The following is a 26,176-nucleotide window of genomic DNA, read 5'->3' as shown; positions in this document are numbered from 1 at the left end:
GGGGCGCTCGGTCTCGTCAGCCACGGGTAACCAACTCCTTGCCTTCCGGTCGCGGGGATCAGACGTCCAGGAACCGAACGTCGCGGGCGTTGTGCTGGATGAAGCTGCGCCGCTGCTCGACGTCCTCACCCATCAGGACGGAGAACATCTGGTCGGCCATGGCCGCGTCCTGCAGGTTGACCTGCAGCAGGATGCGCTTGGCCGGGTCCATGGTGGTCTCCCACAGATCTTCCGCGTTCATCTCACCGAGCCCCTTGTAGCGCTGGATCGGGTTGACGTTAGGCAGTTTCTTGCCCGCGGCCAGCCCGGCGTCGCGCATCGCGTCGCGTTCCTCATCGTTGTAGGCCAGTTCGTGAGGGGCGTTGGTCCAGCGCAGCCGGAACAGCGGAGGCTGGGCCAGGTAGACGTGGCCGGCGTCGATGAGGGGACGCATGAACCGGAACAGCAGCGTCAGCAGGAGGGTGCGGATGTGGGCGCCGTCGACGTCCGCATCGGCCATCAGCACGATCTTGTGGTAGCGCAGCTTGTCGAGGTCGAAGTCCTCCTGGATGCCGGTGCCGAGGGCGTTGATGATAGCCTCGACCTCCTTGTTGGCCAGGATCTTGTCCAGGCGAGCCTTCTCGACATTGAGAATCTTGCCGCGGATCGGGAGGATGGCCTGCGTCTTCGGGTCGCGCCCGCCGCGTGCCGAACCGCCCGCGGAGTCACCCTCGACGATGAAGACCTCGCAATCGCCGGGATTGCGGGACTGGCAGTCGACGAGCTTGCCGGGCAGGCCACCGCCGCCGAGGAGACCCTTGCGGTTGCGGGCCATGTCGCGGGCCTTGCGGGCGGCGATCCGGGCGAGCGCGGCCGCCTGCGACTTGCGGATGATGTCCTTGCCCTCGGCGGGGTTGCGTTCGAACCAGTCTCCCAACCGGTCGTTGAGGACCTTCTGCACGAATGACTTGGCCTCGGTGTTGCCGAGCTTGGTCTTGGTCTGGCCCTCGAACTGGGGCTCGGCGAGCTTGATGGAGATGATGGCGGTCAGGCCCTCGCGGATGTCGTCGCCGGAAACCCGGTCTTCCTTCTTCTTCACCAGACCCCAGGTCTCGCCCCAGCGGTTGACGGTGTTGGTCAGGGCCGCGCGGAACCCCTCCTCGTGGGTGCCGCCCTCGTGGGTGTTGATGGTGTTGGCGAAGGTGTGCACCGAGCTGGCGTAGGAGGCGTTCCACTGCATCGCGATCTCCAGGCTCATGCCCTGGGCTTCGTCGTGGGATTCAACGTCGATGACGCTGGGGTGGATGGGATCCTTCGACTGCGACAGGTAGCGCACGTAGTCGATCAGGCCGTGCTCGAAACGGAACGAGTCGTGGCGCTGCTCCTCCTCGGCATCCTCGCCCTCCCGGTTGACGGTGCGCAGGTCGGTGAGGGTGATCCTGAGCCCCTTGTTGAGGAATGCCATCTCGCGGAACCGCGTGGCGAGGGTCTCGTAGTTGAAGACGGTGGTCTCGAAGATCTCCGGGCTGGGGTAGAAGGTGACGGTGGTGCCGGTGTCCTCGGTTTCCCCCAGTTCCTTGAGGTCGTAGCGGGGCACACCCAGGTCGAAGGTCTGCACGTAGCGGTGACCGTCGCGGGAGACCTCGACGGTGAATTCCTGCGACAGCGCGTTGACCACCGATGAACCGACACCATGCAGACCGCCGGAAACCTTGTAGCCGCCGTCGCCGAACTTGCCGCCGGCGTGGAGGACGGTGAGTACCAGGGTCACCGTCGGGATCTTCTCGACGGGGTGTTCCTTGACGGGAATGCCACGACCGTTGTCGGCGACGCGCACGCCACCGTTGTCAAGCAGGGCGATGTCGATCTGGTCGCAGTAGCCGGCCAGGGACTCGTCGACGGCGTTGTCCACGATCTCGTAGACCAGGTGGTGCAGGCCACGTTCACCGGTGGACCCGATGTACATGCCAGGACGTTTGCGAACAGCCTCCAGGCCCTCCAGCACCGAGATCTGTTCCGCGTCGTAGGCCGCGTCGGTGTGCGTGCTGCCGGATTGTGCCACCGCGTCCCGGGGTTCCAACTCGCTGGCCTGCTCTTGTGTCACGCGGTGCTCCCATTCCATGAAACAGCCGCCGGGTGAACCGACGGCGTGTACAACCTTGGAAATTCTACCTCGAAATTGGTACGCCGCATCCCCTAAACACCCTGCCATCCGGCCAGAATCCACTCTCTGACCTTCCGCCAGGGGTGAGCACGACTCGGGATACAGCCCCAGGGGCGTCCAGAGCTCGTGAGGCGTTTGCCGGGATCATGCGCACCGAGCACCCGATCCGATGTGCCGCATCCGGACATCACCTCCGGAACAGGACCTAGCATTGGTGTGCGCCCCGTCGACCTGAGGAGCACCGATGATCCGCAATTTCTTCGCAGCCGTCCTGCTGCTGATCGCCACCTTGTGTGTGCTTGTCGGTTCGGTTCTGCAATGGGCCGACCGCACCGCCGGTTCGCCGGATTCGACTCGGCGCCTGGTTCAGGAGATCGCCAGGGACGAGACCGTCAGGGGAACCGCCACCGACATGATCCGCAGCTCGATCGAGCAGCGATTCCCGGACTCGGTGGACAAGATTCCGGGTCTTCGCGCGACCCTGAAGAACACCATCGACGCCGGGGTCAATGCCGCCATGTCGAACACCGAGGTCCAGTCGGCATGGGAATCGACGCTGAACGACACCCGCGAGACTCTGCTCAAGGACCTCACGGACTACGGTTCGGGCAGAACCAAGACCCCACCGTCAGTCACGATCAATCTCGATCCACTCATCTCCAGGGTGTGGCAGACCATCCGCTCAACCGCTGGTTCCAACGTCTCCGGGATCATGGACAGGATCGAGGTGCCGACCGGAGTCCAGGCCAAGGTGGCCGACATCCCGGCGCAGCAGGCCGACCAGGCCAGCCAGATCCTGGCCCTGGCCTCGTACTGGTGGCTGTTCCACGTGGCTGCCGGGTTGTTGCTGGTCGGGGGATTGTTGCTCGGAACGAGGATTGGTCGCTGGGTGCTGCTGACGGTGTTCTCCCTGCTCGGGGTACTCGCCGTCGTAGCGACACGCAGCGTGAGCGGGATGATCACCGTCCCGAACCTGGGCAACCAGCTGATCTGGGCCCTGGAGAACCGAATCGCGAACCACCTGACCACGTCGCTGGCGTCCTCGCTCGATCCGCTCTGGTACGGCTACCTGAGTCTGGCGGTCGTCGGCCTGGTGATCGCTGTCATCAAGGGCGTGCGCAAGCCCGCGTGATTCACGAGAAGTGGCGCTTCACACCGACGTCGGCTCAATCGTCGAGGTTCGCCCGTTGCACATCGGTGTGGGTGAAGCCATCGCCGACGAACAACAATGGCTCGTCGAGTTCGATGGCCAGAGCGTAGGAGAAACAGTCGCCCATGTTCAATCGCGCTGCCGACCCAGAACCGGGACCGTAACGCTGGTGCGCCTGCCGCGCACGCCGGGCCTGGGCCCACGGAGAGAGGAACAAGAACGATGCCCAGACCGTCAATCATGGCATCAAGTCTGTGCTGATTCACCTCGGACAGCCGACGATCAGCAACCACCCCCAACGCAACCCATGTGGCGGTGGACATGTGGAGTGTGTCCTCAACTCTCAGGACACGACCGACCTTCTGGTGCCCCGGTTCCTGCAGGATCAAGGCGATCAGCACCGACGAGTCCACAATCATCGTGGCAGTCCGTCCTTTCCGCTCTCGACCCGGTGCTCAGCGACGGTTGAAGCGCATGTGACGCCGCGCCAGGTAAGCAAACAACACCAGCCACACCGTCAATGCGGCCAGAGGCTGCCCGGCGTGGATCCACGACTGGAGGAAAGTGGTGCTCTGGTTGGTCAGCGGGTCCGTCCCCGAGCTGAGGGTCAAGAGATGATTGACGGCGATCAATGGGCTCCACCTGGATATGGTCGGTACCGGTTCAGGAAACAACTGAAGCGGAATAATGAGGCCCGAGAGAAGGTAGAAGAACAAAAACCCGGGCAGCGCCCCGTATTGAGCCGATTCGACGGTTCGGCAGAACGACGACGTGAACGCGGCACACGCCGCAAACAGGGCGAGGGACAACAGCAGGGCCAGCATCAGGAGCAGAGGATTCGCGACAGGCCATGCCCTCGCAATCAGACCGGCCAGAAGCAGCCCACAGAGCACTTGGAGCAACAACACAGCAGCGCTGGGCACGGTGGTGGCCACCACGGTTTCCCACCGGGTTGCTTCTCCGGTGTCCATACGCTGGAAGACACCGTCCTCTCGACGTGCCACGAAAATGGCCGTCAAGTTGAAATACACGACCAGCAGCAGACTCGTGTTCACCACCAGCTGAAGGACCATTGTGGGTATGGAGACATTGCCCTCCTCCCGCAGGATCACGGGGCTGTTGACAAGCACCAGTACGGGAGTGAACAGGAGCGCGGTGAGCGCAATGGAGCGATTCCGCATATAGAGGCTCGTCTCGGCCTTGGAAATGGCCCATGTGCGACGGAAAAATGTTGCGATCATGAATGGCTCCTCGATGTGATGCGAAGGAAGGCTGATTCCAAGGACGCCGCCCGGGCATTGAGTCCATCCAGGTGAATGTTGCGACTGTCAGCCAGAGCCAGCAGCTCACGAAGCGTGTCGTGGAGGTCGGTGCTCAGCACGCGGGTGATTCCCCGATCATGGCTGACCGGACACACCACGTGCGACAGCCTTTCGAACTCGACATCGCTGACCTCGACGTCCGTGAAGGTGATTTCACAGGGATGCCGAGACACGATGTCAGCGACCGAGCCCTCGGTCAGGATGCGTCCCTTGTCCATGATGAGGATGCGGTCCGCGAGTTCCTCGGCCTCCTCCATGTAATGGGTGGTGAGCAACACGGTCGATCCCTCATTGAGCATGCGCCTGACCAATTCCCATGTGTGCTGGCGAACCGCAGGATCGAGCCCGGTGGTGGGCTCATCCATGAACAGCAATTCAGGACGCCCAAGGGTGGCCATCGCCAGGTCCAGGCGGCGACGTTCCCCTCCGGAGAGGCTTCCCACCCGGATGTTGGCGCGATTCTCAAGGCTGCACATAGCCAGGGACTCCTCCACGGGACGGGGAGCTGTCAGGGTTCCGGCCCACATGACCAGGGTCTCCCGCACGGTGAGGTCCTTGGCGAATCCCGCTTCCTGAAGCATGATGCCCGAGCGTTGACGAATGACGGCTCGATCCGCGATGGGATCGAGCCCGAAGACCTGGACGCAACCACCATTGGAACGCGTACTCCCCTGGAGCACCTCCAGCAACGAGGTCTTGCCGGCACCGTTCGATCCCAGCAACGCGACCAGCTCACCTTGTGCGACATGAAACGACACCCCGTTCACGGCCGTGAACTTACCGTAGGTGCGAGTCACGTTGTCAGCGACGATGACCTTCTTCATGTCTGCTCCCAATCCAGTAAACACTTCCAACCACTATGGCACGTCATACAGGAATTGCATTGTCTGCATCCCCCAAAGTTGATGCAGTCCGGTTCGCCTGTGCCACAGCGACAGGCATGACACTCCATTCGGAAGGGTTAGACCAACCAACCATCACGTGGGTCAAGCACCAGTAAACATTGCTCTGACCATGCTCATCGATCAAATTTACTGGATACCTGAAGTCCATTTCATCAACTTAGGGAGACGGATGGTTGTGCTCACCCAAGACCTCTACATAAAGTTCTAGCTATCGCAGCGGAGGAGGTGAAAAATGCAGAACACGAACGATTTCCAGGACGTCACCTGGATGCAAGAAGTCGCTGAACAGGAATTCGACACCGATGTTTTTGGGGCATGCACGACCAATACGTTCTCTCTCAGTGATCGCTGGGGAAACAATGGGGATTGGTGCACCATCACTAAGGAGTGCATTAAATGGTGCTAGTGAGCCTCACCCTCTCATTCCCAGAATGAATAAACCTAACCCCTAAGGAAAGAAAATGAAGGAAGAAAATCTGGAGCTCGGTCAGTACCTCGAGTCGGACATGATTTCCCTCTCGGAGGAAGACGTCGATGGTGGCGGTACTCCCGCCATTCTCTCAATAGTCACGGCATACATCTCCAGCAACACCTGCCCCACTACCGCCTGCACTAGGCAGTGCTGACTTAGGTGGTAGACAATGATCACCTTCGAGAAGGGGATGTATCCCGAACTGACGAAAGATGACTTTGAGAAACATGTCACCCCGCTTCTTGAGTGCATGAATGAATATTCATTTTTCACTCCAGTTCCACTCACATGTCACGAAGTCTCCCTCACGAGGGAGGAGTACCCATTCCACCTTCTGTGCAAGGCGATCGCAACCGAACTGTGGAAGGAAACCTGGGATCCGTCTCTGGAACCCTTCCTTGAAAGTCCACTAAACTTCTGTGCTTCCAGCTGTGACGAGCTTGCACAGCTGGCAGCACAGAATATGGTGAGAAGCTTCGCAGAAGATGTCAAGCGACATCCGGGACGCCGCGAAGACCCGAGAGAACAGTACATCGACTACGAGCAGTTCACCCTCACGAATGAATTCGTTGATTTCTCCAACCAGTATCCGATCATTTGGAGTCGGACGACAGAGCTCCTGCGTCACCGGGCTCGCGCCATCATCGAAGTTGTCACAATCGTTACCGAACACCGGGCGGAGTTGGCAAAGATCTTCGGAATCCCTCTCGATGCACGAATTAGAGCGATCGATTCCACGGGAGACACTCACAACAATGGCAGGGCAGTGGCACTGATTGAGTTCGAGGACAGAAGCAAAGTCGTTTTCAAGCCCCGTGCAGTCTCCGGAGAGGCCGGATTCGCCCAGCTCGTTTGCGGGCTGAGCAGAATACTTGGACAGGATCTTCCCAGCCTCCGGGTCTTGGACCTGGGAAAGTGTGGGTTCACCGCATACCTGACGCAGGTCAGCCAAGAACCGGACCTTCATCAGGTCGGACGACTGGCTTGTCTCATGTACATGCTGGACGCCATCGACATGCACTACACCAACATCATGTGGACCGATAGAGGGGCGGTCTGCATCGACCTGGAATCCCTCTTCCATCCGACCCGTGTAAGGGTGGGGAAGACTGAGTCCTCCTCCAGCGCCTACAACGCCCTGCACCGCTCAGTTTACGGGACTGGCGTCCTACCCATGATCATCTCGTCGCAGAAAAACACGGGAAGCATTGATGTTGGGTTTGCCGGCTCAGGCGAGCAATACGGAAGCAGTCCATTCCGTGACTACAAAGTCCTCAATCCCTTCTCCTCCGAAATCCGGGTCGTCTGGGAGCCCGCCCAGGAACCACCAAGCCCGGTGGACGACGCAGCTGCCCGGGCCTTCGTTAATCAAGCCTGCAAGCAGGTAGAGACCGGATTTCTCGATACCTACCGCAGGATCATAGAACACCGAGACGATTTCATCGCATTGGTTCTCACATCCTTCGAGGGAGCTGAACTGCGCTACATCCACAACCCGACAGTCAAATACATCCAACTGCTGCGCACTCTCACTGGCCCCGAGGCCTCGCGTAGCTTGACTGTTGCCAAAGGTTTGCTCTCGAGAGCAGTCATCCTCAGCGTCTCCAGTGACCCTGCGATCGTCGAAGCTGAGTGTGAGCAGCTCTGGCAGGGCGATGTACCTTACTTCAACACCCAGTTCGAGCACAACGGTGTTTACCACCGGAATCAGAAGATCGCAACGTTGGCCACAAGCCCACGTCAAGCCTTCCTGGAGAAGATGACTCGGCTTGGCGAAGAAGACATGGCTTTCCAGGCGCGCCTGATTCGGCTCGCTTTCGTAGCAAAACTGACTGACCCCCATGCGAACAACCGTTTCGCTCTCACGAGCGACGATGGGGCAGAGCGGTCGCAGACGGTCTGTCGTGATTCAAGCCGCGATGCGGTCGCCGCGTCCCTGCGCGAGTTGGTGAATACACTGTCCGAGCGCATCAAGGATGACAGATACGATCATCTCCCACGAACATGGATAGGCCCTGTTGCTCGGTTCGGAAGTGGACAGTGGTCCCCAGGCGTTCTGGGCTACGACCTCTATGCAGGTCGAGTGGGACCGGCGATGGCCCTGGCGATAGCCGGAGAGATCTTGGGAGATCGCAAAGCCGCGGCCTGCGCCAAGTCCGTGTTCGATCGGGCTGCTGAAATCTTTGGGGATGCCACATACGAACTCCGCAGCGTCCTGGCCTCGGGAACCGGTGCTTTCTCGGGTGTCTCTGGGCTTCTGTGGGCGATGCACGCCAGCGGCAGGGTTGCCGGGAACCAGGAGTGGATCCGACAGGCCAAGAGTTCCTGGGAACTTCTACCAGAGAAGATGCTTCACCTGCTGCCGACTTCGTTCGACATGATCAGCGGGGACAGTGCTTCACTGGTCATGAGGTTGCGCAGCACCGGAAAACTGCCCGTAACTCCCGACATCGTGGAGAGGTGGGTCGCAGCTGCTCGCAGCCGGATCCTCTCGGAAGGTCCGAACCTGCCATCTGGCTTGGCCCATGGTATCGGGCAAATCATCTGGTTTTTCAGTTCGATCGACGCCATTCACGGCAATACCTCCAGCCGGAACCTCGTCGGCGAGCTCGTGCAGCTGATTGAGTCCGAGTACCGAACGGGCAACGGCCCCACGCAGCTGTACCGGGACTTCGCTGACAAACAATCCGATTCCTGGTGCAATGGGATCGCAGGGCTGCTGGTCGCCTTCGGTCAAGCTCACGAGGCGGGGCTCATTGAACGCGAGCGAGTGGTGGATCTCATCCACCAGCTTGAGATTGTCGAGATAGGTGCCCCACCGGTCCTCTGCCACGGAGCACTGGGCAGCGCCCAAGTCCTGCGAGATCTGGAACCAGTTTTTCCCGAGGCAACGCCCCTGAGAAGCGGCCTGGAGGAGACGTGGTGCTCTCCTAGCCAGATCGCCGAGTACTTCAGAACCGAACAAGGTCGCTATGCCCTGAGCCCCGGGCTCATGTCCGGTAGGGCAGGTGCCGCACTGCAGCTCAGTCACCGGCTCGAGCCAGGACTCGTCCCCTCGCCGAGCAGCCTCCGATTCGGAGACCAGCCATGAGACTTTTTTCCAGACACCTCAAGCTTGAACCCACTCTCCAAGTGGCACAGGCTGAATGCGGTCTCTGCTGCGTCCGCACTCTATTGGCAGCGCATGGGCTGAACATGAGCCTCACGGAGCTGAGACAGGTCAAGGAACCCGGCCGCGATGGACTCGGAATCCAACAGCTGAAACGACTGCTGATTTTCTTTGGCATGGATGCAAATGTTTACCGGGTCTCGAACACCAAGGCCCTTGAAGGTATCAACATGCCCGTCATTGCCTTCTGGAAGGGTAGTCATTTTGTCTGCATCGAATCCGTTGAGCGAAACTCTGCTGTTCTCATGGACCCATCCGTTGGTCGACTCACCATTTCGCGTGCAGATCTCGACAAAGATTTCTCGGGCTACATCGTCACCGCTCGTCCAACAAACGAGTTTGTCCCGTCCAAGCACTCTTGGAGCAAGCGCTGGACGAAAGAGTACCTGTGGCCTGAGAGCATCGGAGGGGTCTACGCCAAAGTTGGATTCACGAGCGTCGTACTGGTTCTCCTCACGCTGGCAGCCCCTTGGGCCACGAAGTACCTCATAGATCACGGCTTCCAAGGGCAAATCACACTCGCCTGGGTGCTGATAGCCCTGGGAATCGGAGCCCTGATCATGGCCGGGGTCTCTTACCTGCGGACCGTGGTCGCTGCTCAGCTGGTGTGCCGTTTCGCCTGGCACCTGTCAAGCAAGGCATTTGAACGGCTGCTCAGCCTCCCGACCCGGTACTTCAACGTTCGGGCCCCCGGGGAGATTGTCTACCGTCTCAATTCCCTCAACCGCATCCAGGATCTCTTGGGATCTACACTTATTCAAGGGGCTCTTGAGATGTTGAGCGCGATCGCCGTGCTCGCATACATCTATTTCCTCTCTCCACTATTGGGAATTGTCGCTTCAGCCCTCTTGCTGATGGTGTTCTTTTTCCTTGGCTGGAGCCAGCCCAGAATCAGCGCGGTCACCGATGCTGAGTTGCACGAGGGAACCTCCGCCCAGAGCATTCAGTTAGACGCTGTAGTCTCGATCAACAGCGTGAAGCTCGGGGGATACGTGGGGACATACCTCAAGGACTGGCAGGGAAGTTTCAAACGCCTGCTCGACGCCATGGTCCGGCGCATCCGGTTGCAGGACGGACTCATCGGTTCCCTCCTGGCTGCCACCCAAGTCTTTGCACCGATCGTTCTGCTCGTGGTCAGCGTCGATCTGGCCATGCGAGGTCACCTGACGGTAGGGGATGCGGTGGCTGTCCAGTCGGTGGCATCGCTGTTGTTCTCCTATGCGCGATCGGTCTTCTCGACCTGGAATCAAGTTCAGGTTGCCGAACGCTACGTACAACTCGCGGAGGACATCTTCGAATATCCAACGGAACAACCGGGCTCAACTCGTCACGCGCTGAGCGGTGGCCAGATCACCATGGTCAACGTCGAGTTCAAGTACTCCTCCGAGGTTGAGCCGGCTGTGACTGGCGTCACTCTTGGGGTACAGCCCGGCGAGACACTGGCGCTCGTCGGCAAATCAGGATCAGGCAAGACCACCTTGGGAAAAGTGATGGCCAGTCTTTTCGAACCCACATCGGGCACCATCCAGTTTGATGGTCTTGACCTTAGCGCATACGACCTCGATCATCTTCGATCATCGATCAGCTACATTCCTCAGGAATCCCATCTTCACAATCGCTCGATTCTCGAGAATCTGCAACTCGGGTGCGACCGCTCTGAGGACGAGATCATCGAGTTCTGCCGGAAACTCAGCTTCCTCGATTTCATCGACGAGTTCCCCATGGGATATCACACGGTAGTATCCCAACTTGGAGCCAACCTTTCCGGTGGGCAGCGTCAGCGAATCCAAGTCGCCCGAGTGCTGCTTCAGAACCCCAAGCTACTCATCATGGATGAAGCCACGTCCTCCTTGGACAACGTCAGCCAGCGTCAGGTTTACGAACAACTAGAAGCACTCGACTGCACCAAGATCGTGATTGCTCATCGTTTCGCAACAGTTCTCAACGCCGATCGGATTGCCGTTCTCAAGGATGGGAAAGTCATCCAAATCGGTACCCACAATGAACTGGTCAGTGTTCCCGGTCCCTATTCGGAGCTTTTCCACGCGGAGTTGGAGGGAGAGGTCCCTATGCCCCTGCCACGACGAGCAGCAAACTGGCCCATCTCCGCCCTCCCTGCTTAATGTGAAGGAGTATCATAATGTATAAAGCATCTGAGAAGGTGACTCGCGCAGTTTGCTCCCTATTCTCAACCGAAATCAACGAAACCTTGACAGCAATCCACGCTGCTCTCGATGAACAGGATTCGGTCAACATTCACCACGATGCCTTCAGAACAGCGCTTCGGGCTTTGATTCATCGCCATACGTGGCACCAGAGCCACCGCCTTTTCGTGTACGAGTTCCACGCATACCGGCGATCGATCGGTCTGCCTGTTGATCCAAACTCCTCCGAAGCTTTTGATGCCTTCCGCGAAACCCTCGACGAGCAGGTGATCACTACATGGTTCGAGCGCTACGGCCTCTGGAAACAGATGATCTCGACGTGCGTCCGTAACACTCTGAGCTTCTTGCTGGAGGTTGCCCGGCACTTCAGCGCCGATGTTCGAGATCTCATGAGCTCTAGCCTCATCGCCAATCACACCACACTGACCAGCATCATTCCTCTCGACTCCGACCCACATAACGGGTCGAAGGTTGTGCTGGCTCTTGAATTTGACGGTGTGCCTCGAGTGATCTACAAACCACGATCCCTCGCGCTCGACGTCATGATCCGAGACATCTTCACCGAAATAGTCCGGTTTCCCCTGCTAGGTCACAAAGCCCCTGTACCGCTCACCCTTGACCGCCAGGGGGTCGGCAAAGTGGGTGGGTGAGGGCGGCTGAGCGTTGACAGGGGTGGCGTGTCGTTGAGGTGGGGCGCGGGCCCCGTAGGGACGATGAGTGGTGTCTAGTCATCCCTTTCGTCCTGGGAGCCCGCGCTGATGTCATCTTCCACCACGACCGTTCTGTCACGCCAGCCCCTGGTCGAGGTTCTTAAGAACGTGGACGACCCGCGTGATCGGCGGGGAGTACGCCACAGCCTGTTCACGGTGCTGTCACTGGCCGTGACCGGAGTGATGGCCGGGTGTCGCAGCCTGACGGCGATATGGGAGCACACCACCGATCTGACCGCCACCGACCTGGAGGCGGGCCAGGCCCTGCCGTCGGAGTCCACCATCCGCAGGGTGCTCCAGGACCTGGACCCCGCAGACCTCAACACCCATTTGAGGTCCTGGTTCTGTACACGTACCGGCACCGTCGCCGGTCGAAGGGTGATCGCGGTGGACGGCAAGACCATGCGTGGGGCCCGTACCAGCAAGGACCCGGCGCCTCATCTCCTCTCAGCCCTGGATCACGCCACCGGCACGGTCCTGACCCAGGCGCGGGTGGCGGACAAGACCAACGAGATCCCGGCGCTCAGGGAGCTTCTCGAACCGTTGGACCTGGACGGGGCGGTGGTCACCGCCGACGCCATGCACACCCAGGTAGACACCGCTCACTGGATCCACGATCAGGGTGGTCACTATCTTCTCACTGTCAAGAACAACCAGCCCGGTGTACGTAGGACGCTCAAGAAGCTGCCCTGGAAGAACGTTCCGTCAATCTCAAGCGTTGACACTTCGCGTGGGCGGCGGGTGCGGCGTACCGTCAAAGCGGTCGAGGCTCCCGCCTGGGTGGACTTCCCCGGGGCGGCTCAGGTGATCCAGGTCCGGCGCACCCGAACCACCAAGAATCGCAGGAACACAGGCAAGAACAGCAGCGGTAGCGCCAAGACGACGACTGTGGAGGTGGTCTACCTGGTCTGCTCTCTACCCATGACTGATGCCCAGCCCGAGACCGTCACCGCCTGGATCCAAGGGCACTGGGGAATCGAGAACCGGCTCCACTGGGTCAGAGACATGGTCTTCGACGAGGACCACCACCAGCTGCGCACCGCTAACGGCCCCGAGATCATGGCCGCCCTGCGCAACCTGGCCATCAGCCTCATCCGACTGGCCTACGGCGTCCAAGCCGCCATCGCCTCAACCACCAGGTCCCTATCACGACAACCAAAACGCGCCATCAAGCTACTCACCCAAACAACCACCTAAACCGACTTTGCCGACCCCCTGCCTTGACCGCGGCAACCACGGCTGGCAAGAACAGATCACCGTCACCGGGATCAAGAAAACGGAGCTCGCCACGGCATATCGAAAACTCGGTCTTTGCAGCGCCGTGCTTACCGGCCTGGGCGCCACCGACATTCACGATGAGAACGTCCTCTTCTCCGGATCACACCCTTGGTTCATTGACCTCGAGACCGGTATGCACGGAAACTGGCAGAAAACAGACGGCAGCCTTGCGCACTCTCTCGAGGACACTGTCGCCCGTTCCATCTGCACGACCTCGGTGATCCCGGCGAAGCTACCCACCACCCCAAAGAGTCTCCTCATCGGAGCCATCAACACTTCCCTGCCGCAGACCACCACGGAAAAGGTCTTCACCCTCAGGAACCCAGCCAGCGATGCCGTGGACATCGCCCGCTCAGTGCTGCAGGTGACCCGCGAACAGGCGCCACTTCGGCTGGCCACGGGCGAGGCAGTCGATCCCGTCCCCTACCAAGGAGATTTCGTTGCGGGTTACCAAGAGGGTTATCGACGTGTCATCGAGGTCCGTGATGAAATCATCGCACGTCTTGCCAATGCGGATTTTCCGGTCAGGAAGATCCTCCGGCCCACAGCACACTATGCCCATTTCCTGAGCGCCGCATTGTTCGCAGAAAATTTGGCTAGCACCGAGTCAATCAACCGGGTGCTCGGGCACATAAGAATTCCTCCCACCATGAACGAGCATGATGGTAACCAGATTCTCCTGAAAGAAAAAGCAGCACTGTTGGCAGGTGACATACCGTTTGCTTACAGCGACGCCAACGGAACCTCACTCAAAATGGATGATCATGAGACCGGCCCTGTCTTCGCCGTCTCCCCCACACAGAACGCGATCGACTCATTGCGTCGCATGAGCGAGGAGCGACTCCGACAGGACGAACGAATCATTGCCGAAGGATTTTCATACATTCGTGCACACGATTCAGAGAACTGTGGAAAAAAGAATTTCAGTCACCCAGCTCCCATGTTCAAGCAGGTCGTGGAACGCATGACTGCGGAAAATCCAGGCGCCCTGGTTGAGCTGTTGATCACACTAGCAGTTCATTCCGAGTCCGGCATTCCGGAGATCGGTTGGCTCAACGGAACGTATGGCGATGCCCCCATCTCTTACCATTCGACTGGGTTGATTTCTCTCCACGATTCGGGTGGACTCGTGTTTTTGTTCGAGCAGCTCGAAGCAAGCTCGGATCCGTTGCGGAATCTGATTCCCTCAGGCTTCAGCGACTCGGTTCGTCGCGGCCTGCTCTCTCTCCAGGATGCTTACCGGACGGGTCTGGAACAGACTCCTCCGTCGATCATCAGCGGTATTCCCTCCATCGAGTTTGTTCTGGGACATACGGGACGTCGCCTTCCCGTGACGGAGAAGTACGTCTCGGAAAACTTCTGGCGATACGGCGCCAAAGATCTCTTCGTTGGTGAACTCGGTTTGGCCGTCGCGCTTGCCACTTTCCCGGAGACTCCCGACACGCTCCTGCATCAGATGCATGCCGGAACCCAGGAGATTTTGACCACCAACACTGTGCCCAACGGAGGACTCGCCCATGGCCGCCTCGGAGTACTCTGGGCCGCGGTGCGCCTGGCACGGCGACTCGGGGACAGGGTTGCGTGTCAGCGAGCTGCCCATGAGGCCAGGCAACTGTTGTTTCCCGACGGCTGGGCAGGATCGGGATGGTGCAACGGCCGAGCTGGAACCCTTCTGCTGGCGACCGACCTGCCAGAAGAATTCCGAGAGATCCTCCCGGTTCGACAAATTGCCGAGTCGGTTCTGTCAATGCCGGAAGGCCCCATCGACCTTGCAGTGTGTCACGGTGCAGGTGGCATCCTCCAGGCACTCCTGCACGCTGCTCGATGCATGAAAGACTCTTGGTTCGTGGATGTGGCCCATGACTATTGGAAGCAAAGCCTGGAACATGCACGTCGACACGGGTTCCACGTCGGCGAACCGAACAAGGACCACTTGGTTGGATACTTGCTCGGCTGGGGCGGTGTCGCCCATTCAGCCGTGCTTCTTAGAGCCCATGAAAGCGGAGATCCAGCCTGGGCCCCGATCAGCCTGACCCGATCCGTGAAGGAGGAGAAATGAAAAGCCTTGTAGTGGTGGCCCCAGACCAGTTGCACCGTAAGGGAATCGAAATCTTGGGACATGTGGACGCGGGAGGAAAACGACTTTATCTCGGACAGCTGGATTTCGCTCAGCCTGAATTTGATAGAAAATCCCCTGCGAATCGAGAACATGTTCTTCTGCGAGTGAGAGCATTCGCATGCAATTTCCGGGACAAAGGCATCCTGATGGACAACTACCTGCAGATGGACCGTCTGGGAAAATCTTATCTACCCTTCGGGTCGGACTTCTGCGCAGAGGTCGTTGCGGTGGGGTCACATGTGAAGGCATTCAGGGTTGGGGATCGTGTCATGGGCGATTTTGCCTATCCCAAAGCTCCAGCGCCGGGATTAATGCCCGGCGTGGCAACAAATTTCGCGTCACTTGGATGGCTGAAAATCCATGCTGCTAAGTTAACGGCCGTACCTCCCGAGATGAGCGATCAGCAGGCTGCCGCCTTCGCCCTGGGAGCCCAGACAGCAGCAGGCATGATTCGGCGCTCTGGAATCTTGAAGTCTGGCGGAAATCCTGTCATTCTCAGCGCCCGATCAGCCACATCGCTGTTCATCGCGCAGCAACTCATAGGTCACGGGTTTCGGCCCCACTGTCTGTCCAGTTCCGAGTGGAGTTCAGAGCAGCTCCAGGCGCTTCCCAGGGCCACAACAGGTGTCCTGAGGCCAGGAACATTCCCTGCCCAGACGGACCACTCGAAGTTCACTCACGTCTTCGATCCGTTCTTCGACATAAACCTCGAAGCGGCCACCTTGTTGTTGGCAAACGGTGGGACGTACGTGACCTGTGGCCTGCGGGATCAGCATCCCCTGTTGTCCGACAGCACACCGGAGGAAAGCGGAGTGTCTCTACGCCGCGCCTTGACCATGGCGGTGCTGAAGAACTTGTCCGTGAAGGGAAACTGTCTCGGTGAGAGCAGTGATCTGGCCGAGGCGGTCAGGGCGTTCCGCGAGACCCGGATCGGACCGGTCATCGATTCGGTCTTCAAGCCCCGGGAGGCAATCGCTTTCCTCATCGGCAGCTTCTTCGATCCAGGTCGGTTCGGCAAGTGTGTCATGACCCTCGCATCGGTCGATCCCGAGGCGGTCACGACTCCCCGGACCAAGGCCTTGGCGACTGCAACCGCGTGATGACCAATCTTCCAATGAATCAAAGTGTCATGTTCTAGTGCTCCTCGGCATTGCACATCAACCTTCGGTGACGATCAGTTGTATTCAACCCGTCCGACATCTATCGTCGATACCAAAACAGAGCGAAACTTAAAACGAAAGGAAACAAACATGCTTCGCTGGATTGTACTCATTGCCGTGGCGTTCTTGGGTGGAAAGTTCATTCAAGACATCGTGACAAACCATAACGTTGACATCTGGGTCGCTCGTGGCGCAGGAATCCTGACGGTTGCCATGATCACCCTGATCGGTTACGTATTGTTCCTGAAACCAGTGGGCGAGGCCCGGTGAGTAAACCCTGGACGTGGTGGTTCTGATCGTGTGTCAGAACCACCACGCTTTCCCAGAACAATTCCTTAGCACAGCTCCTCCCTTCTCAAAAACCCAACCCACCATGCTTTTAACCATGCAGGGAGGTCCTGAGGCCTCAAGAGGCGATCGGAAGCCTCACCTGGGCGCACCACTGTGAGTTCGCGGATTTGAAGGAGCACTTTCCACCGAGTCGCGCCACTCGCTCCTCAACTCCCCGTAGTCCCTGTCCACCACCTTCCTTACGGGGGGCAGAACTGCTGGTGATGGTATTGCGCGCTCGCATCACCAAATCACCCCTGGATGTGAACAACTCGACGCGACACGGGCCCGGTTCCCCGTGCCAGACGATGTTGGTGACCAGCTCACCGAGAATCCGGCAAGCCGCATGCTCCAGCTCACCCGAAAAATTGATGTCGCCCACTTCAAATCTACACTCCGGGTCGAAACCACCTTCCTTGAGGACGCTCTCCAACTGGATCCACTGCTCGGTCAGGGACTTCCCCTCATCTGACTGACCGATCGTCCCGAACTCCTTGTCCACATCCCGAAGAGCCGCCATGGCGGAGCGAAGCTCCTTCGTGGCGTCATTTGACATCTCGATCAGGTCAGAGACCTGCGATGCGATTCCTTGGGGAAGGAGGGGATCATCCAGCAGTTCCCGCAACCTCATCACAACGAGGGTCTGGGTCTGCGCGACGTTGTCATGCAACTCGCTGGCTGCCAACAGGCGCATCCGACGCAGGGCCTGCTCCCCTTCGAGACGAAGTTCTTTCTCGCGGGCAAAGTGCCTGTGCGCACCAATCCCGGCAGCAACCGCCACCCCGCTCAAACCAGAACAGAAAAAGATGTTCGACAGCAATCCCTCCGATGATTCGAGATACACCCAACAAATCAATACTGTAACCGGATATACAATGGCTATCACAAAACGCCAAGAGCGGTGATGGGCAAACCAGTTATAGACGAGCAGAGCCCCACCCACCACCATCACTGGACCACTGCCACCAACGAGCACCCATGCCGGGAAATAGATTACCATCAAACATAAGGAAATCAGCGGAAGAAAAGGAAGCAGAACGATTGCCGTGAGCATTACCAACCACACGACCCAAGCCACCGGCGTTCCTGTTATCAAAGCAGTTTCAATCGCGAGCATAAACAGAACAATGCCTATGATGGGCTCGATACTTTGGTGCGCTATGAAACTACTCGAGGCGCGACGTGGCAGCATGATCCATATTAACTTCTCGTTGACCCAAGGACAACAGTCGAGGACTAGGTTCACTCTGACTAGCCCTTTTATCGGGACGCCCATTCTGTGAAACCGATCCTCGAAGTCATGGCTCTTCGCGTTTGAGGGTGTAGTAGCCGGAGTCTGTTGATCTGTTTGGCAGGGTTGGGGTGCGTTGTTGTGCCGGGTATGGGGTCGAGGTCCCCCGATGATGGAAGTTGCTACACACCCCAGCTGGGAGACTTCAAGGTGCCTGCGACTACTTTTTCCTGCCCTGACCTGAAGACCTTCTTGGGTTTGGGTGCCCTAGGACTGACCGCGGTGAGGCAGCTCCTCACAGTGGAGCGCACGGTGATCGAGTGCCGCGTGTCTGCTGGCTTCGAAGATCCTTTCTGCGAGAGGCGTGCGGCGCCCAAAGGCAGGCTCGTGGGACGGTGGTCCGGGGCCTGACCCACGTGCCGATGCCTGTGGAAGCAGGACACCTCGGCCATGGCTCGGCTGCGGGCGCTTCTGACCCACTCGGCAGTCGAGTTGGGGCTGCGGGCCCTGGGTCTTGGTCCATGTCGATCTCCCGGCTAGCAGCCGCCCTGGGAGCTCCTGGCACATCGCCAACAACGCGGTCCTGACCCATGCACAGTCTGCGCTGCTCGAAGACTCCCACCGCTTCGACGACATGGAAGTCGTCGGCGTTGACGAGCACGCCTGGAACACCTACACGGCATCGCCTTGGATTCCGCAACTTCACGCACTACACCATCCGCAGCCTCATCCACGCCGGACGCCTTAAAAACCACCTGACAACAAACACCTAAAAGCGCCGATAAACCCCACCTACAACACCCTCAAAAACAAAGAGCCAAAATCAGCGGCACCGCAACCATGGAATCACTTCTAGATCTTCACTGCCGACAAATCAACAAGTTCACTTGGAACAGAGGGGAGGAAAGACTGCACACAACAAGGAGGCTTATTCATGGGGTGTAGGCGAAGATGAGTCCGGTGACGGCTTGTATTGTGGTTTCGAAGGTGTTGTAAGGGCGACGGTAATCGGTGTGTAGAACACGCCAGGTTTTGAGGTTCGCGATAACACGTTCGATGAGGTAGCGGACACGGTTGATGGTCGTGTTGTTTCTCCTGTCGCTGTCGGTGAGTTCACCATGGGCGGGTTTCTTCGCGGGGGTGATCATTCCCAATCCAATGTAGCCCTTGTCCCCGATATGACTTTGACCATTGAGGGTTGTGAGGAATCCGGATTCTGTGATGGCCTTTGCATCATGCACACTACCTGGCAGGGGTGGGGAGATCCAGGCGAGCTGTCCGGTCAGGGTGCAGGCCACTTGCAGGTTCACTCCTGTGGTGTGGTGTTTGCCTGAGTACAGTTCGGGACGGTCGTGCCACGACCAGCAGGGCGCCAGAGTACCGTCGATGATGTACTGGCGGTCAGGGTCGAGGTCCCCCGTGCCGGGCACCCAGGCTTGGAGGGCCTCGGCGATCAAGGGAGTGTAAACCGTAATCACCCTCGAGATGGTGGCTTGGGAAACTGTGTGGATGTCGGCCAGTAACTCTTGGGTGAGGTTGTGTCTGAGTGTTAACACAGTGATTTGGATACAGCGGAACAAGCCTAGGGCACGGGATCCTGCTGCCGGATAGGTTTCCGGAATGGGATGTGTGGATCAGTTCACACAGGTCAAGGATCTGATCACGCTCAAGGATCGTGGTAGTATTCACGGCAGCGGCTTGTCTTTCATCTGAGAGTCTTTGTAGTAGAACACTTTGAATTGTCTCAGATCGGGCAAGCCGCCCCCACATCCCCCTCGGATAAAGCGTCAGTTAGGGAAAGCCAAAACACCCCTATGAATAAGCATCAAGGTGTCATGAATTTCGGTCTGCATTGGCAACATAGAAGAATTCGCCGGCACGACACTAGCCTCGGCATGAATGGCACCCTGGGAGAAAAACAAAGAGACAGTAGCGATTGCCAAAACAATGACTCGACACTTCATTGAGGTCTACTTTCTCGAGCCTCGACACTTCATTGAGGTCTACTTTCTCGAGCATTTTATATTTGACTACGGCGTTCAGCGCCGAAATATAATGATGGTTGAATCGAGGGATCTGTGGAACTTATTGCACTGAGAGTCGTTTCTCTCGCTTCCTGGCGACTCGACCTGACCTTATTCAATACCCCTGGAAGACGCTTCGCACGCGGAGGTCAACTTCTGGTGACTGAGAAAATGGATCCCCCTGAAGCTGGTTAGACTGACAACATGAGCGACGCCAAGATCCGAGTCCTGATCGTCGAGGACCATGAGAAGGTACGGGCGCAGATCCAGCGGATCGTTGAGACCATGCCCGGTATCACGGTGGTAGGCACTGCAACGAATGGGCTCAACGGTGTTTCCCTCGCCAAACGGTTGAACCCCGACGTGATCCTGATGGACATCAGCATGCCCATCATGGATGGCATCAAGGCCACCAATGAGCTCAATGAAATCGGTGTGAAGAGTCGCATCATCGCGCTGACCTCGTTGGAGGATGACGCCACCTTCCATGAGGCCCTGCGCGCAGGAGTGGTGGGGTTCCTGCTCAAGACCAGCACCCGCGGCGAGATCATGCACGCCATCCAACAAGTCCACCTGGGTGAGGCCATACTGTCGCCCAAGCTCATCACTCGCGTCCTCTCGCGCTACGAGCGTGGACACCGCCCTTCCAAGCAGATCCGAGAGCTCTCGGAGAAGGACCTGTCCCTGCTCCGGTTGATCGCCCAAGGCCTGAGCAACGATGAAATCGCTGAGGAGATGAAATTCACCTCTGCGACGGTGAAAAGTTATGTCTCTCGCCTGGTCAGTCGCCTGGATGTCCGGGATCGATCCCAACTGGTCATCCTCGCCTACCAGAACGGGGTGGTCGGCGACTGACCGTCAAAGCCGATGGTTTCACGTGAAACGATCTTCACCCGTAGGTGTCCCGGGGACCGCGTCCCTGGATCGAGCGGCGACCCCGCTTCCAGTTCGGCGCGTGGGGGCCTAGCACCTCAATGCGTAGGACCGAACGTTCCCCGAGAGCCTGATTCAGTTTGGCAATCAAAGGCCCGGCGCTGTACCTCATGGCCGAGGCCCAGGCGGTGGAGTCGCACTGGATGGTGAGAACACCGTCGTTGAACTCGATGGGGGAGGAGTGTTCGGCGTTCATGGCGCCGACGAGCCCGGACCAGTCACGCAGCACGGTCGCGAGGGAGATCTGGCGTTGCCAGCCCCGGCGTTTCGCGACGGACTCGAGGACGCTACCGATCAGCTGCGGGTCGCGGTCGTCGGGATGGGCGCCGGAACGCTGTTCCCCGAACCTGTGACGGCGTTTTGAGACCTTCGGGGGCGGTGGCGCGACCTCGGGCAGCAGCGGGGAGGTGCGGGCCGTCTGGTGGGCGATCTCGGTCGCCAATTCCAACCCAGTCGGGTCGTGGGGTTCCTCGTCGGGAAGGTCGTCGTCGAAGGATGTTTCAGTCATCAGCGACCTCCAGTTCCTCGACGGGTTCGACCGCCCCGCCCTGCACCCGAAAGCGTCGCGCGGACGGGAAATCGGGGACATCAGCGCCAACAGCAGCCGTGATGAGCACCTGCTCGGCGTCGGCGACCGCCCCCGCGAGGCGTTCACGGCGGATCGCATCCAGCTCCGAGAACACGTCATCGAGCACCAGGACGGGTTCGATACCGTCGGAACGCACCAGGGCGAATCCTCCCAGTTTCAGGGCCAGCGCCAGCGACCACGACTCACCGTGGGAGGCGTACCCTTTCGCCGGCAGATCGCCGATGGACAAGGTGATGTCGTCGCGTTGCGGACCGACGAGGGTCACGCCGCGCGCGACCTCCTCGCGGCGACATTCCGTCATAGCATCGAGCAGCCGCGCCTCGAGGGTCTCGCGGACCGCATCGACAGGAATGCCCGCCAGATCCAAGGAAGTCTTGTACAGCGCTGATATCCGGTTATTCACTGGGGCTATGGTCTCGTAGGCCCCAGCGGCGTGCGGGAGAACGTCAGCCAATGTGTCGAGACGCGCGTGCAGCAGCTCAGCACCGATCCGCGCGAGGGCGTCGTTCCACGCCTGCAGGGTCACGTCCTCCTCGGGTGTGGATTGTCGCAGCGATTTTCCAGACATCGCCTTCAACAACGAGTTGCGCTGCCGGAGGATCTTGTCCAGATCCGCTCGCACACCAGCCATGCGCGGCCAACGGGTGGTGACCAGGGTGTCCAGCCAGGCCCGCCGGTCCGATGGGTCACCGCGTACGATGGCCAGGTCCATGGGTGAGAAGACGACGGTACGCAGCGCGCCGACGAGGTCGCGGGGCCGCGGCAGGGGAGCACGGTTCAGGCGGGCGATGTTGCTGCGACCGTTAGCAACCTCGAGTTCTAGGGTGATGAGGCGTTCATCGTCGCGGGAGGCCTGCACCCGACCCCTCAGGATGGCAGACTCCGCACCCGCACGGATCAGGGGTGTGGTCGCAGAGACGCGGTGAGAAGACATCGTCGAGAGGTACTCGACGGCCTCGACCAGGTTCGTCTTTCCCTGCCCGTTCGATCCGACAAAAACGTTGACGCCTGCGACGAGGTCCAGCTCGGCGGCGGCGTAGTTGCGGAAGTCGGTGACCGACAAGTGGGTGACGAACATCGGCTCCGATCCTATTCCCCGGGCATGGAAATGGGAGGGAACCGGCGGTTCCCTCCCATCAGATCTATCAGTGTTTCAGTTTCACTGCACCTGCTGTGGTTGCGGCTGCTGCTCCTGCTGCTTGCTGTTTTGCATGAAACCAACTGCCAGGAGGGCAAGCCCGATAACACCCAGGATGATGCCGAACCAGGGCTGCGCTCCCTCTACCGCGGACAGCAACTTGAACTGCAGTCCGAATGCAGGGAGTATCAGCGACCCGAAGCCGAGGATGGCCAGAAGGCCTCCAATGGAGGTCATGGATCTTTCCTTTCGTGTGACTACCCTCAACTTAATACAGATCTGTATCTAACGCCACCACCGGTCGATGATGTTCGTCGACCGAATCGACCCGTTCAGCTGGGCAGACGCATGAGCATGATGACGTGACGGTAGTCAAACAGCTGGTCGCCGTCGATCGTCGCCAGGCCCGTGATGAGGCAGGGCTTACCGGGCGCGGTGAAAGAGAAGTGCGCGTAGGGCGCATCGAGGGCGCCGAGGGCGTCGAGCAGGTAGTGCGGATTGAACCCCGCTGCCTCGATGGATTTCTCCTCGCCAACCACGTCGACCTGAGCCTCGATGGCCTCGGAGGCGTGGGCCTGGTCGCCGGTGGCTGCCTCGAGGGCGATGTGCTCGTCTTCGATGAGCATGCGCAACGGGGTGTTGCGTTCCGCGACGAGGGAAACGCGTTTCACTGCGGCCAACAAGTCGGCGGTGGGAACCCGCACGGTGACGGTACCGACGACATCCATCAGATGCCGCACCTTCGGGAAGGCCTGGTTCAGCAGGCGGGTGGTGGCTTCGCGGCGACCTTTCGCGCCTTCACCGATGAATCCGACCAGACCTTCACCCTCGGATTCGGTGGTGGACAACGACACAGTGACGGTCTTACCGGAGGTCAGCGACTTGGCCGTATCCGCCAGCACCCGGCCCGGCACCAGCACCGCACCTTCGATGTCGGGTGAGGACGGCTGCCAGGTGAGTTCCTTGAGCGCCATCCGGTAGCGGTCGGTGGCGAGCAAGGAGAGTCGGTCACCGTTGATTTCCACGCGTACACCCGTGAAGACGTTGAGCAGTTCGTCGCGGCCCGCTGCGATCACAACCTGACTGACAGACTTCTCGAAGACGGATGCGTCAACGAGACCGGTCTGAGTGGGCATCTCAGGCAGGGTGGGGTATTCGTCGACGGGAAGGGTCTGAAGACTGAACCGCGCAGATCCGCACGTCAGCTCGACCTGGGTGTGATCGGCGACCATCTCGACGGGCTTGTTCGGTAGGGAACGTGCGATCTCGTTCAGCAGCCGTCCCGACACCAGCACCGTTCCCTCGTCGGTGACCTCGGCTGGCATCGTCACCTGAGCGGACGTGGTGGAGTCGAAGCTGGAGAGGGTCACTTCATCACCGGATGCGTTCATCAACAGACCCGCGAGGATAGGAGCTGTGGGACGATTCGGCAGGCTGCGAGCCACCCAGGCAACGGCATCGGCCAGTGCGTCGCGCTCCACTCGAATCTTCACATCGTCCCCTTTAGGTAGTCGTACCAGCAGCCACCATGGTGTGGTATTCCGTCAGCATACCGGTAGCCGGCCTGTTTGACGTGGGTTTGAGGCCCCCGAAACCTGGTGATTCCGCGTCAGCCGTTTGGACGCAGGCTTCTGACGGAGGTTTCCACGTTTCCACCGCTGTGACTTTGAAGAAATTTTCTGTAATTACATCTTAGTATTCATAGTAACGCCTGTGGAACCTGTGGAAAACACCTAAAATCCCTTGTCAGACTGGGTTTGAGGGTGTGTATGAGCTGTGGATGAACCCAGAATTACACGGGGAGGATTTGTGGATTGTTCGCCGTCGGTGACCTGTTCACCGCGATGTCCACCGTATAATCCACAGACCTGTGGATAACTTTCCACAGGGCAGCGCTCTTTCTGTGGATGCGGTTGAGGCGGAGTGTTAGGACGAGCGACCCGAGTCGATACGCTTGGTATGTCGTGGTCTCAGCTCTGTTTGATGCGGTTGGTGAGCTCGGTCACCTGGTCGAAGAGTTGGCGGTCCTCGCCCATCTTCGTGTCAATCTTCTTCACTGAATGCATGACGGTGGTGTGGTCGCGACCCCCGAAGCGGGATCCGATTTTCGGCAGCGACAGGTCGGTGAGTTCCCTGCACAGGTACATGGCTATCTGACGGGCCCGGGCTAGGGCAGCAACGCGACTGGCTCCTGCTAGCTCGTCGGCGGAGATCCCGAAATAGGCGCACGTGGCGGCGATGATGGAGTCGGCGTCGACGTGGGTGTCGTTGCCCTCCGGAATCAGGTCGCGCAGCACCCGTTCGGTCAGTTCGAGGGTGATCTCTTGCTGGTTGAGGCTCGCGAGGGCGGCGACGCGGGTCAGTGCGCCCTCGATCTCGCGGATGTTGGTGGTGATGTGTGATGCGATGTGCTCCAGAACCTCCGTGCCAGCGGTCAGCCGCTGTGATGCCGCCTTCTTGCGGAGGATGGCGATGCGGGTTTCCAGGTCGGGGGGTTGGATGTCGGTCATCAAACCCCACTCGAATCTGGATCTGAGTCGTGGTTCGAGCGCCTCCAGCAGCCTCGGGGGCCGGTCGGAGGACATCACGATCTGTTTCTGCGCGTTGTGGAGGGTGTTGAAGGTGTGGAAGAACTCCTCCTGGGTTTGGATTTTCGCTTCCAGGAACTGGATGTCGTCGACCAGCAGCACGTCCACATCGCGGTAGGCGCGTCGGAACTCAGCGGTCCGGTTGTCAGAGATGGCGTTGATGAAGTCGTTGGTGAGTTCCTCGGTGGAGACGTAGCGCACCCGCAGGTTCTCGTAGTAGCTGCGCACATAGTGCCCGATGGCGTGCAGGAGGTGGGTTTTTCCCAGTCCGGAGGGGCCGTAGATCATCAGCGGGTTGTACGACTTGCCGGGTTGTTCCGCCACGGCAGCCGCAGCGGCGTGCGCGAATCGGTTCGAGGAACCCGCGACGAAGGATTCGAAGGTGTAGCGCGGGTTCAGTTTCAGATCGGAGTTGGGATTCGCGGAACGATGGTGTCGGACCTTCTCGTCAATGAGGGGAAGAGGTGGGGCAATCTCCAGGTCCGGGGTCTCAACGTGCAGCGATGGATCGATCACGAAGGCCAGGTAGGTCCTGGTTTTCGTTACCGCGCTGAGTTTCGTTTCGATCTCGGTGCGCAGCTTGGTCTCGATGCGTTCGCGGGTGGTCTCGTCGGAGACCGCCAGCATCATGGTGTTGCTGTGCATGGCGATGGGTTTGGTGCGACGCAACCAGGCCCTGGAGGAGACAGGCATGTCGCCGACGATCCGCTCCCACATGGCGTCCAGTTCGGGCACGGCGGGTACGGACAC

At 59.2% G+C, this 26,176-nt stretch carries 22 protein-coding genes and 2 pseudogenes; 12 read left to right on the top strand and 12 right to left on the bottom strand.

Annotated features, from left to right (window positions below; all coding sequences use genetic code 11):
* Positions 1-58: 58 nt before the first annotated feature.
* On the bottom strand, positions 59-2,083 hold the full coding sequence (gene gyrB, locus V7R84_RS00105) for a DNA topoisomerase (ATP-hydrolyzing) subunit B (RefSeq protein ID WP_412728067.1): 2,025 nt from the start codon (positions 2,081-2,083) through the stop codon (positions 59-61).
* 304 nt (positions 2,084-2,387) lie between these two features.
* Here gyrB and V7R84_RS00100 point away from each other — a divergent pair, with 304 nt between their 5' ends.
* Entirely contained in the window at positions 2,388-3,275 is an 888-nt protein-coding gene (locus V7R84_RS00100; protein WP_338570769.1) for a hypothetical protein, read from the top strand.
* A 34-nt stretch (positions 3,276-3,309) separates the two neighbouring features.
* Here the strand turns inward: V7R84_RS00100 and V7R84_RS00095 are convergent, their stop codons facing one another.
* From V7R84_RS00095 to V7R84_RS00085, 4 genes and pseudogenes are all read right to left on the bottom strand, one after another.
* Positions 3,310-3,531, bottom strand: a complete 222-nt coding sequence (locus V7R84_RS00095) for a type II toxin-antitoxin system VapC family toxin (RefSeq protein WP_338570766.1) — start codon at positions 3,529-3,531, stop codon at positions 3,310-3,312.
* A 31-nt stretch (positions 3,532-3,562) separates the two neighbouring features.
* A pseudogene (locus V7R84_RS15365) lies at positions 3,563-3,712 on the bottom strand (PIN domain-containing protein); the annotation flags it as partial.
* A gap of 36 nt (positions 3,713-3,748) precedes the next feature.
* Positions 3,749-4,534, bottom strand: coding sequence for an ABC transporter permease (locus tag V7R84_RS00090; RefSeq protein WP_338570763.1), 786 nt, complete (start codon positions 4,532-4,534; stop codon positions 3,749-3,751).
* Positions 4,531-5,439: an ABC transporter ATP-binding protein gene (locus tag V7R84_RS00085; protein ID WP_338570761.1), complete on the bottom strand. Its 909-nt coding sequence runs from the start codon at positions 5,437-5,439 to the stop codon at positions 4,531-4,533. Before V7R84_RS00085 ends, V7R84_RS00090 begins: the two co-directional genes overlap by 4 nt.
* 313 nt (positions 5,440-5,752) lie before the next feature.
* On the opposite strand from V7R84_RS00085, the gene V7R84_RS15360 reads away from it, so the two are divergent.
* The 10 genes and pseudogenes from V7R84_RS15360 to V7R84_RS00045 all read left to right on the top strand — a co-directional run bounded on the left by V7R84_RS15360 (position 5,753) and on the right by V7R84_RS00045 (position 16,863).
* Positions 5,753-5,926 carry a plantaricin C family lantibiotic gene (locus V7R84_RS15360; protein ID WP_412728066.1) on the top strand — a complete coding sequence of 58 codons (174 nt, stop codon included), beginning with the start codon at positions 5,753-5,755 and terminating at the stop codon, positions 5,924-5,926.
* A gap of 55 nt (positions 5,927-5,981) precedes the next feature.
* On the top strand, positions 5,982-6,146 hold the full coding sequence (locus V7R84_RS00080) for a class II lanthipeptide, LchA2/BrtA2 family (RefSeq protein ID WP_338570758.1): 165 nt from the start codon (positions 5,982-5,984) through the stop codon (positions 6,144-6,146).
* A gap of 15 nt (positions 6,147-6,161) precedes the next feature.
* The gene (gene lanM / locus V7R84_RS00075; RefSeq protein WP_338570756.1) at positions 6,162-9,083 is read left to right on the top strand and encodes a type 2 lanthipeptide synthetase LanM; all 2,922 of its coding nucleotides are present in this window, start codon (positions 6,162-6,164) and stop codon (positions 9,081-9,083) included.
* A complete protein-coding gene (locus tag V7R84_RS00070; protein ID WP_338570754.1) occupies positions 9,080-11,284 on the top strand; it encodes a peptidase domain-containing ABC transporter in 2,205 nt (734 codons plus the stop codon). Before lanM ends, V7R84_RS00070 begins: the two co-directional genes overlap by 4 nt.
* Positions 11,285-11,493: 209 nt before the next feature.
* A complete protein-coding gene (locus V7R84_RS00065) occupies positions 11,494-11,976 on the top strand; it encodes a DUF4135 domain-containing protein (RefSeq protein WP_338570751.1) in 483 nt (160 codons plus the stop codon).
* 108 nt (positions 11,977-12,084) lie between these two features.
* Entirely contained in the window at positions 12,085-13,233 is a 1,149-nt protein-coding gene (locus tag V7R84_RS00060; RefSeq protein ID WP_338567917.1) for an ISAs1 family transposase, read from the top strand.
* A gap of 7 nt (positions 13,234-13,240) precedes the next feature.
* Entirely contained in the window at positions 13,241-15,373 is a 2,133-nt protein-coding gene (locus tag V7R84_RS00055; RefSeq protein ID WP_338570748.1) for a DUF4135 domain-containing protein, read from the top strand.
* A pseudogene (locus V7R84_RS15355) lies at positions 15,370-15,696 on the top strand (alcohol dehydrogenase catalytic domain-containing protein); the annotation flags it as partial. The gene V7R84_RS00055 and the pseudogene V7R84_RS15355, both read left to right, overlap by 4 nt.
* A gap of 129 nt (positions 15,697-15,825) precedes the next feature.
* Positions 15,826-16,533: a hypothetical protein gene (locus V7R84_RS00050; protein WP_338570746.1), complete on the top strand. Its 708-nt coding sequence runs from the start codon at positions 15,826-15,828 to the stop codon at positions 16,531-16,533.
* Positions 16,534-16,683: 150 nt separating this feature from the next.
* Entirely contained in the window at positions 16,684-16,863 is a 180-nt protein-coding gene (locus V7R84_RS00045) for a hypothetical protein (RefSeq protein ID WP_338570744.1), read from the top strand.
* Positions 16,864-16,999: 136 nt separating this feature from the next.
* Here V7R84_RS00045 and V7R84_RS00040 read toward each other — a convergent pair whose 3' ends face one another.
* Together V7R84_RS00040 and V7R84_RS00035 are read right to left on the bottom strand one after the other, a co-directional pair.
* Complete coding sequence (locus tag V7R84_RS00040) at positions 17,000-18,199, bottom strand: sensor histidine kinase (protein ID WP_338570741.1); 1,200 nt, start codon at positions 18,197-18,199, stop codon at positions 17,000-17,002.
* Positions 18,200-19,086: 887 nt separating this feature from the next.
* Positions 19,087-19,710 (bottom strand): transposase family protein, encoded by a 624-nt coding sequence (locus tag V7R84_RS00035; protein ID WP_338570738.1) that lies wholly within the window; start codon positions 19,708-19,710, stop codon positions 19,087-19,089.
* A 672-nt stretch (positions 19,711-20,382) separates the two neighbouring features.
* Between V7R84_RS00035 and V7R84_RS00030 the strand changes: the two genes are divergently transcribed.
* The gene (locus tag V7R84_RS00030; RefSeq protein WP_338570736.1) at positions 20,383-21,033 is read left to right on the top strand and encodes a response regulator transcription factor; all 651 of its coding nucleotides are present in this window, start codon (positions 20,383-20,385) and stop codon (positions 21,031-21,033) included.
* 34 nt (positions 21,034-21,067) lie between these two features.
* On the opposite strand, the gene V7R84_RS00025 is transcribed toward V7R84_RS00030, so the two are convergent.
* The 5 genes from V7R84_RS00025 to dnaA form a co-directional block, all read right to left on the bottom strand.
* Entirely contained in the window at positions 21,068-21,619 is a 552-nt protein-coding gene (locus tag V7R84_RS00025; RefSeq protein WP_338570734.1) for a DUF721 domain-containing protein, read from the bottom strand.
* On the bottom strand, positions 21,612-22,778 hold the full coding sequence (gene recF / locus V7R84_RS00020) for a DNA replication/repair protein RecF (protein ID WP_338570732.1): 1,167 nt from the start codon (positions 22,776-22,778) through the stop codon (positions 21,612-21,614). Before recF ends, V7R84_RS00025 begins: the two co-directional genes overlap by 8 nt.
* 81 nt (positions 22,779-22,859) lie before the next feature.
* A complete protein-coding gene (locus V7R84_RS00015; protein WP_338570730.1) occupies positions 22,860-23,075 on the bottom strand; it encodes a hypothetical protein in 216 nt (71 codons plus the stop codon).
* A gap of 95 nt (positions 23,076-23,170) precedes the next feature.
* Complete coding sequence (gene dnaN / locus V7R84_RS00010; protein ID WP_338570727.1) at positions 23,171-24,331, bottom strand: DNA polymerase III subunit beta; 1,161 nt, start codon at positions 24,329-24,331, stop codon at positions 23,171-23,173.
* A gap of 477 nt (positions 24,332-24,808) precedes the next feature.
* Positions 24,809-26,143 (bottom strand): chromosomal replication initiator protein DnaA, encoded by a 1,335-nt coding sequence (gene dnaA, locus V7R84_RS00005; protein ID WP_338573932.1) that lies wholly within the window; start codon positions 26,141-26,143, stop codon positions 24,809-24,811.
* Between the last annotated feature and the right edge of the window lie 33 nt (positions 26,144-26,176).

The sequence above is a fragment of the Arachnia propionica genome, from assembly GCF_037055325.1.
Classification (GTDB): Bacteria; Actinomycetota; Actinomycetes; order Propionibacteriales; family Propionibacteriaceae; genus Arachnia.
Note: the sequence above shows the minus strand (reverse complement) of the source record. Positions and strands in the feature narration are given on the sequence as shown.

Excerpts from the sequence above, each read along its gene's own strand:
- V7R84_RS00100 (WP_338570769.1), top strand. The coding sequence starts at position 2,388 with ATGATCCGCAATTTCTTCGCAGCCGTCCTGCTGCTGATCGCCACCTTG.
- V7R84_RS00090 (WP_338570763.1), bottom strand. The coding sequence starts at position 4,534 with ATGATCGCAACATTTTTCCGTCGCACATGGGCCATTTCCAAGGCCGAG.
- V7R84_RS00085 (WP_338570761.1), bottom strand. The coding sequence starts at position 5,439 with ATGAAGAAGGTCATCGTCGCTGACAACGTGACTCGCACCTACGGTAAG.
- V7R84_RS15360 (WP_412728066.1), top strand. The coding sequence starts at position 5,753 with ATGCAGAACACGAACGATTTCCAGGACGTCACCTGGATGCAAGAAGTC.
- V7R84_RS00080 (WP_338570758.1), top strand. The coding sequence starts at position 5,982 with ATGAAGGAAGAAAATCTGGAGCTCGGTCAGTACCTCGAGTCGGACATG.
- lanM (WP_338570756.1), top strand. The coding sequence starts at position 6,162 with ATGATCACCTTCGAGAAGGGGATGTATCCCGAACTGACGAAAGATGAC.
- V7R84_RS00070 (WP_338570754.1), top strand. The coding sequence starts at position 9,080 with ATGAGACTTTTTTCCAGACACCTCAAGCTTGAACCCACTCTCCAAGTG.
- V7R84_RS00060 (WP_338567917.1), top strand. The coding sequence starts at position 12,085 with ATGTCATCTTCCACCACGACCGTTCTGTCACGCCAGCCCCTGGTCGAG.
- V7R84_RS00050 (WP_338570746.1), top strand. The coding sequence starts at position 15,826 with ATGAGCGATCAGCAGGCTGCCGCCTTCGCCCTGGGAGCCCAGACAGCA.
- V7R84_RS00045 (WP_338570744.1), top strand. The coding sequence starts at position 16,684 with ATGCTTCGCTGGATTGTACTCATTGCCGTGGCGTTCTTGGGTGGAAAG.
- V7R84_RS00040 (WP_338570741.1), bottom strand. The coding sequence starts at position 18,199 with ATGGGCGTCCCGATAAAAGGGCTAGTCAGAGTGAACCTAGTCCTCGAC.
- V7R84_RS00030 (WP_338570736.1), top strand. The coding sequence starts at position 20,383 with ATGAGCGACGCCAAGATCCGAGTCCTGATCGTCGAGGACCATGAGAAG.
- V7R84_RS00025 (WP_338570734.1), bottom strand. The coding sequence starts at position 21,619 with ATGACTGAAACATCCTTCGACGACGACCTTCCCGACGAGGAACCCCAC.
- recF (WP_338570732.1), bottom strand. The coding sequence starts at position 22,778 with ATGTTCGTCACCCACTTGTCGGTCACCGACTTCCGCAACTACGCCGCC.
- V7R84_RS00015 (WP_338570730.1), bottom strand. The coding sequence starts at position 23,075 with ATGACCTCCATTGGAGGCCTTCTGGCCATCCTCGGCTTCGGGTCGCTG.
- dnaA (WP_338573932.1), bottom strand. The coding sequence starts at position 26,143 with ATGTGGGAGCGGATCGTCGGCGACATGCCTGTCTCCTCCAGGGCCTGG.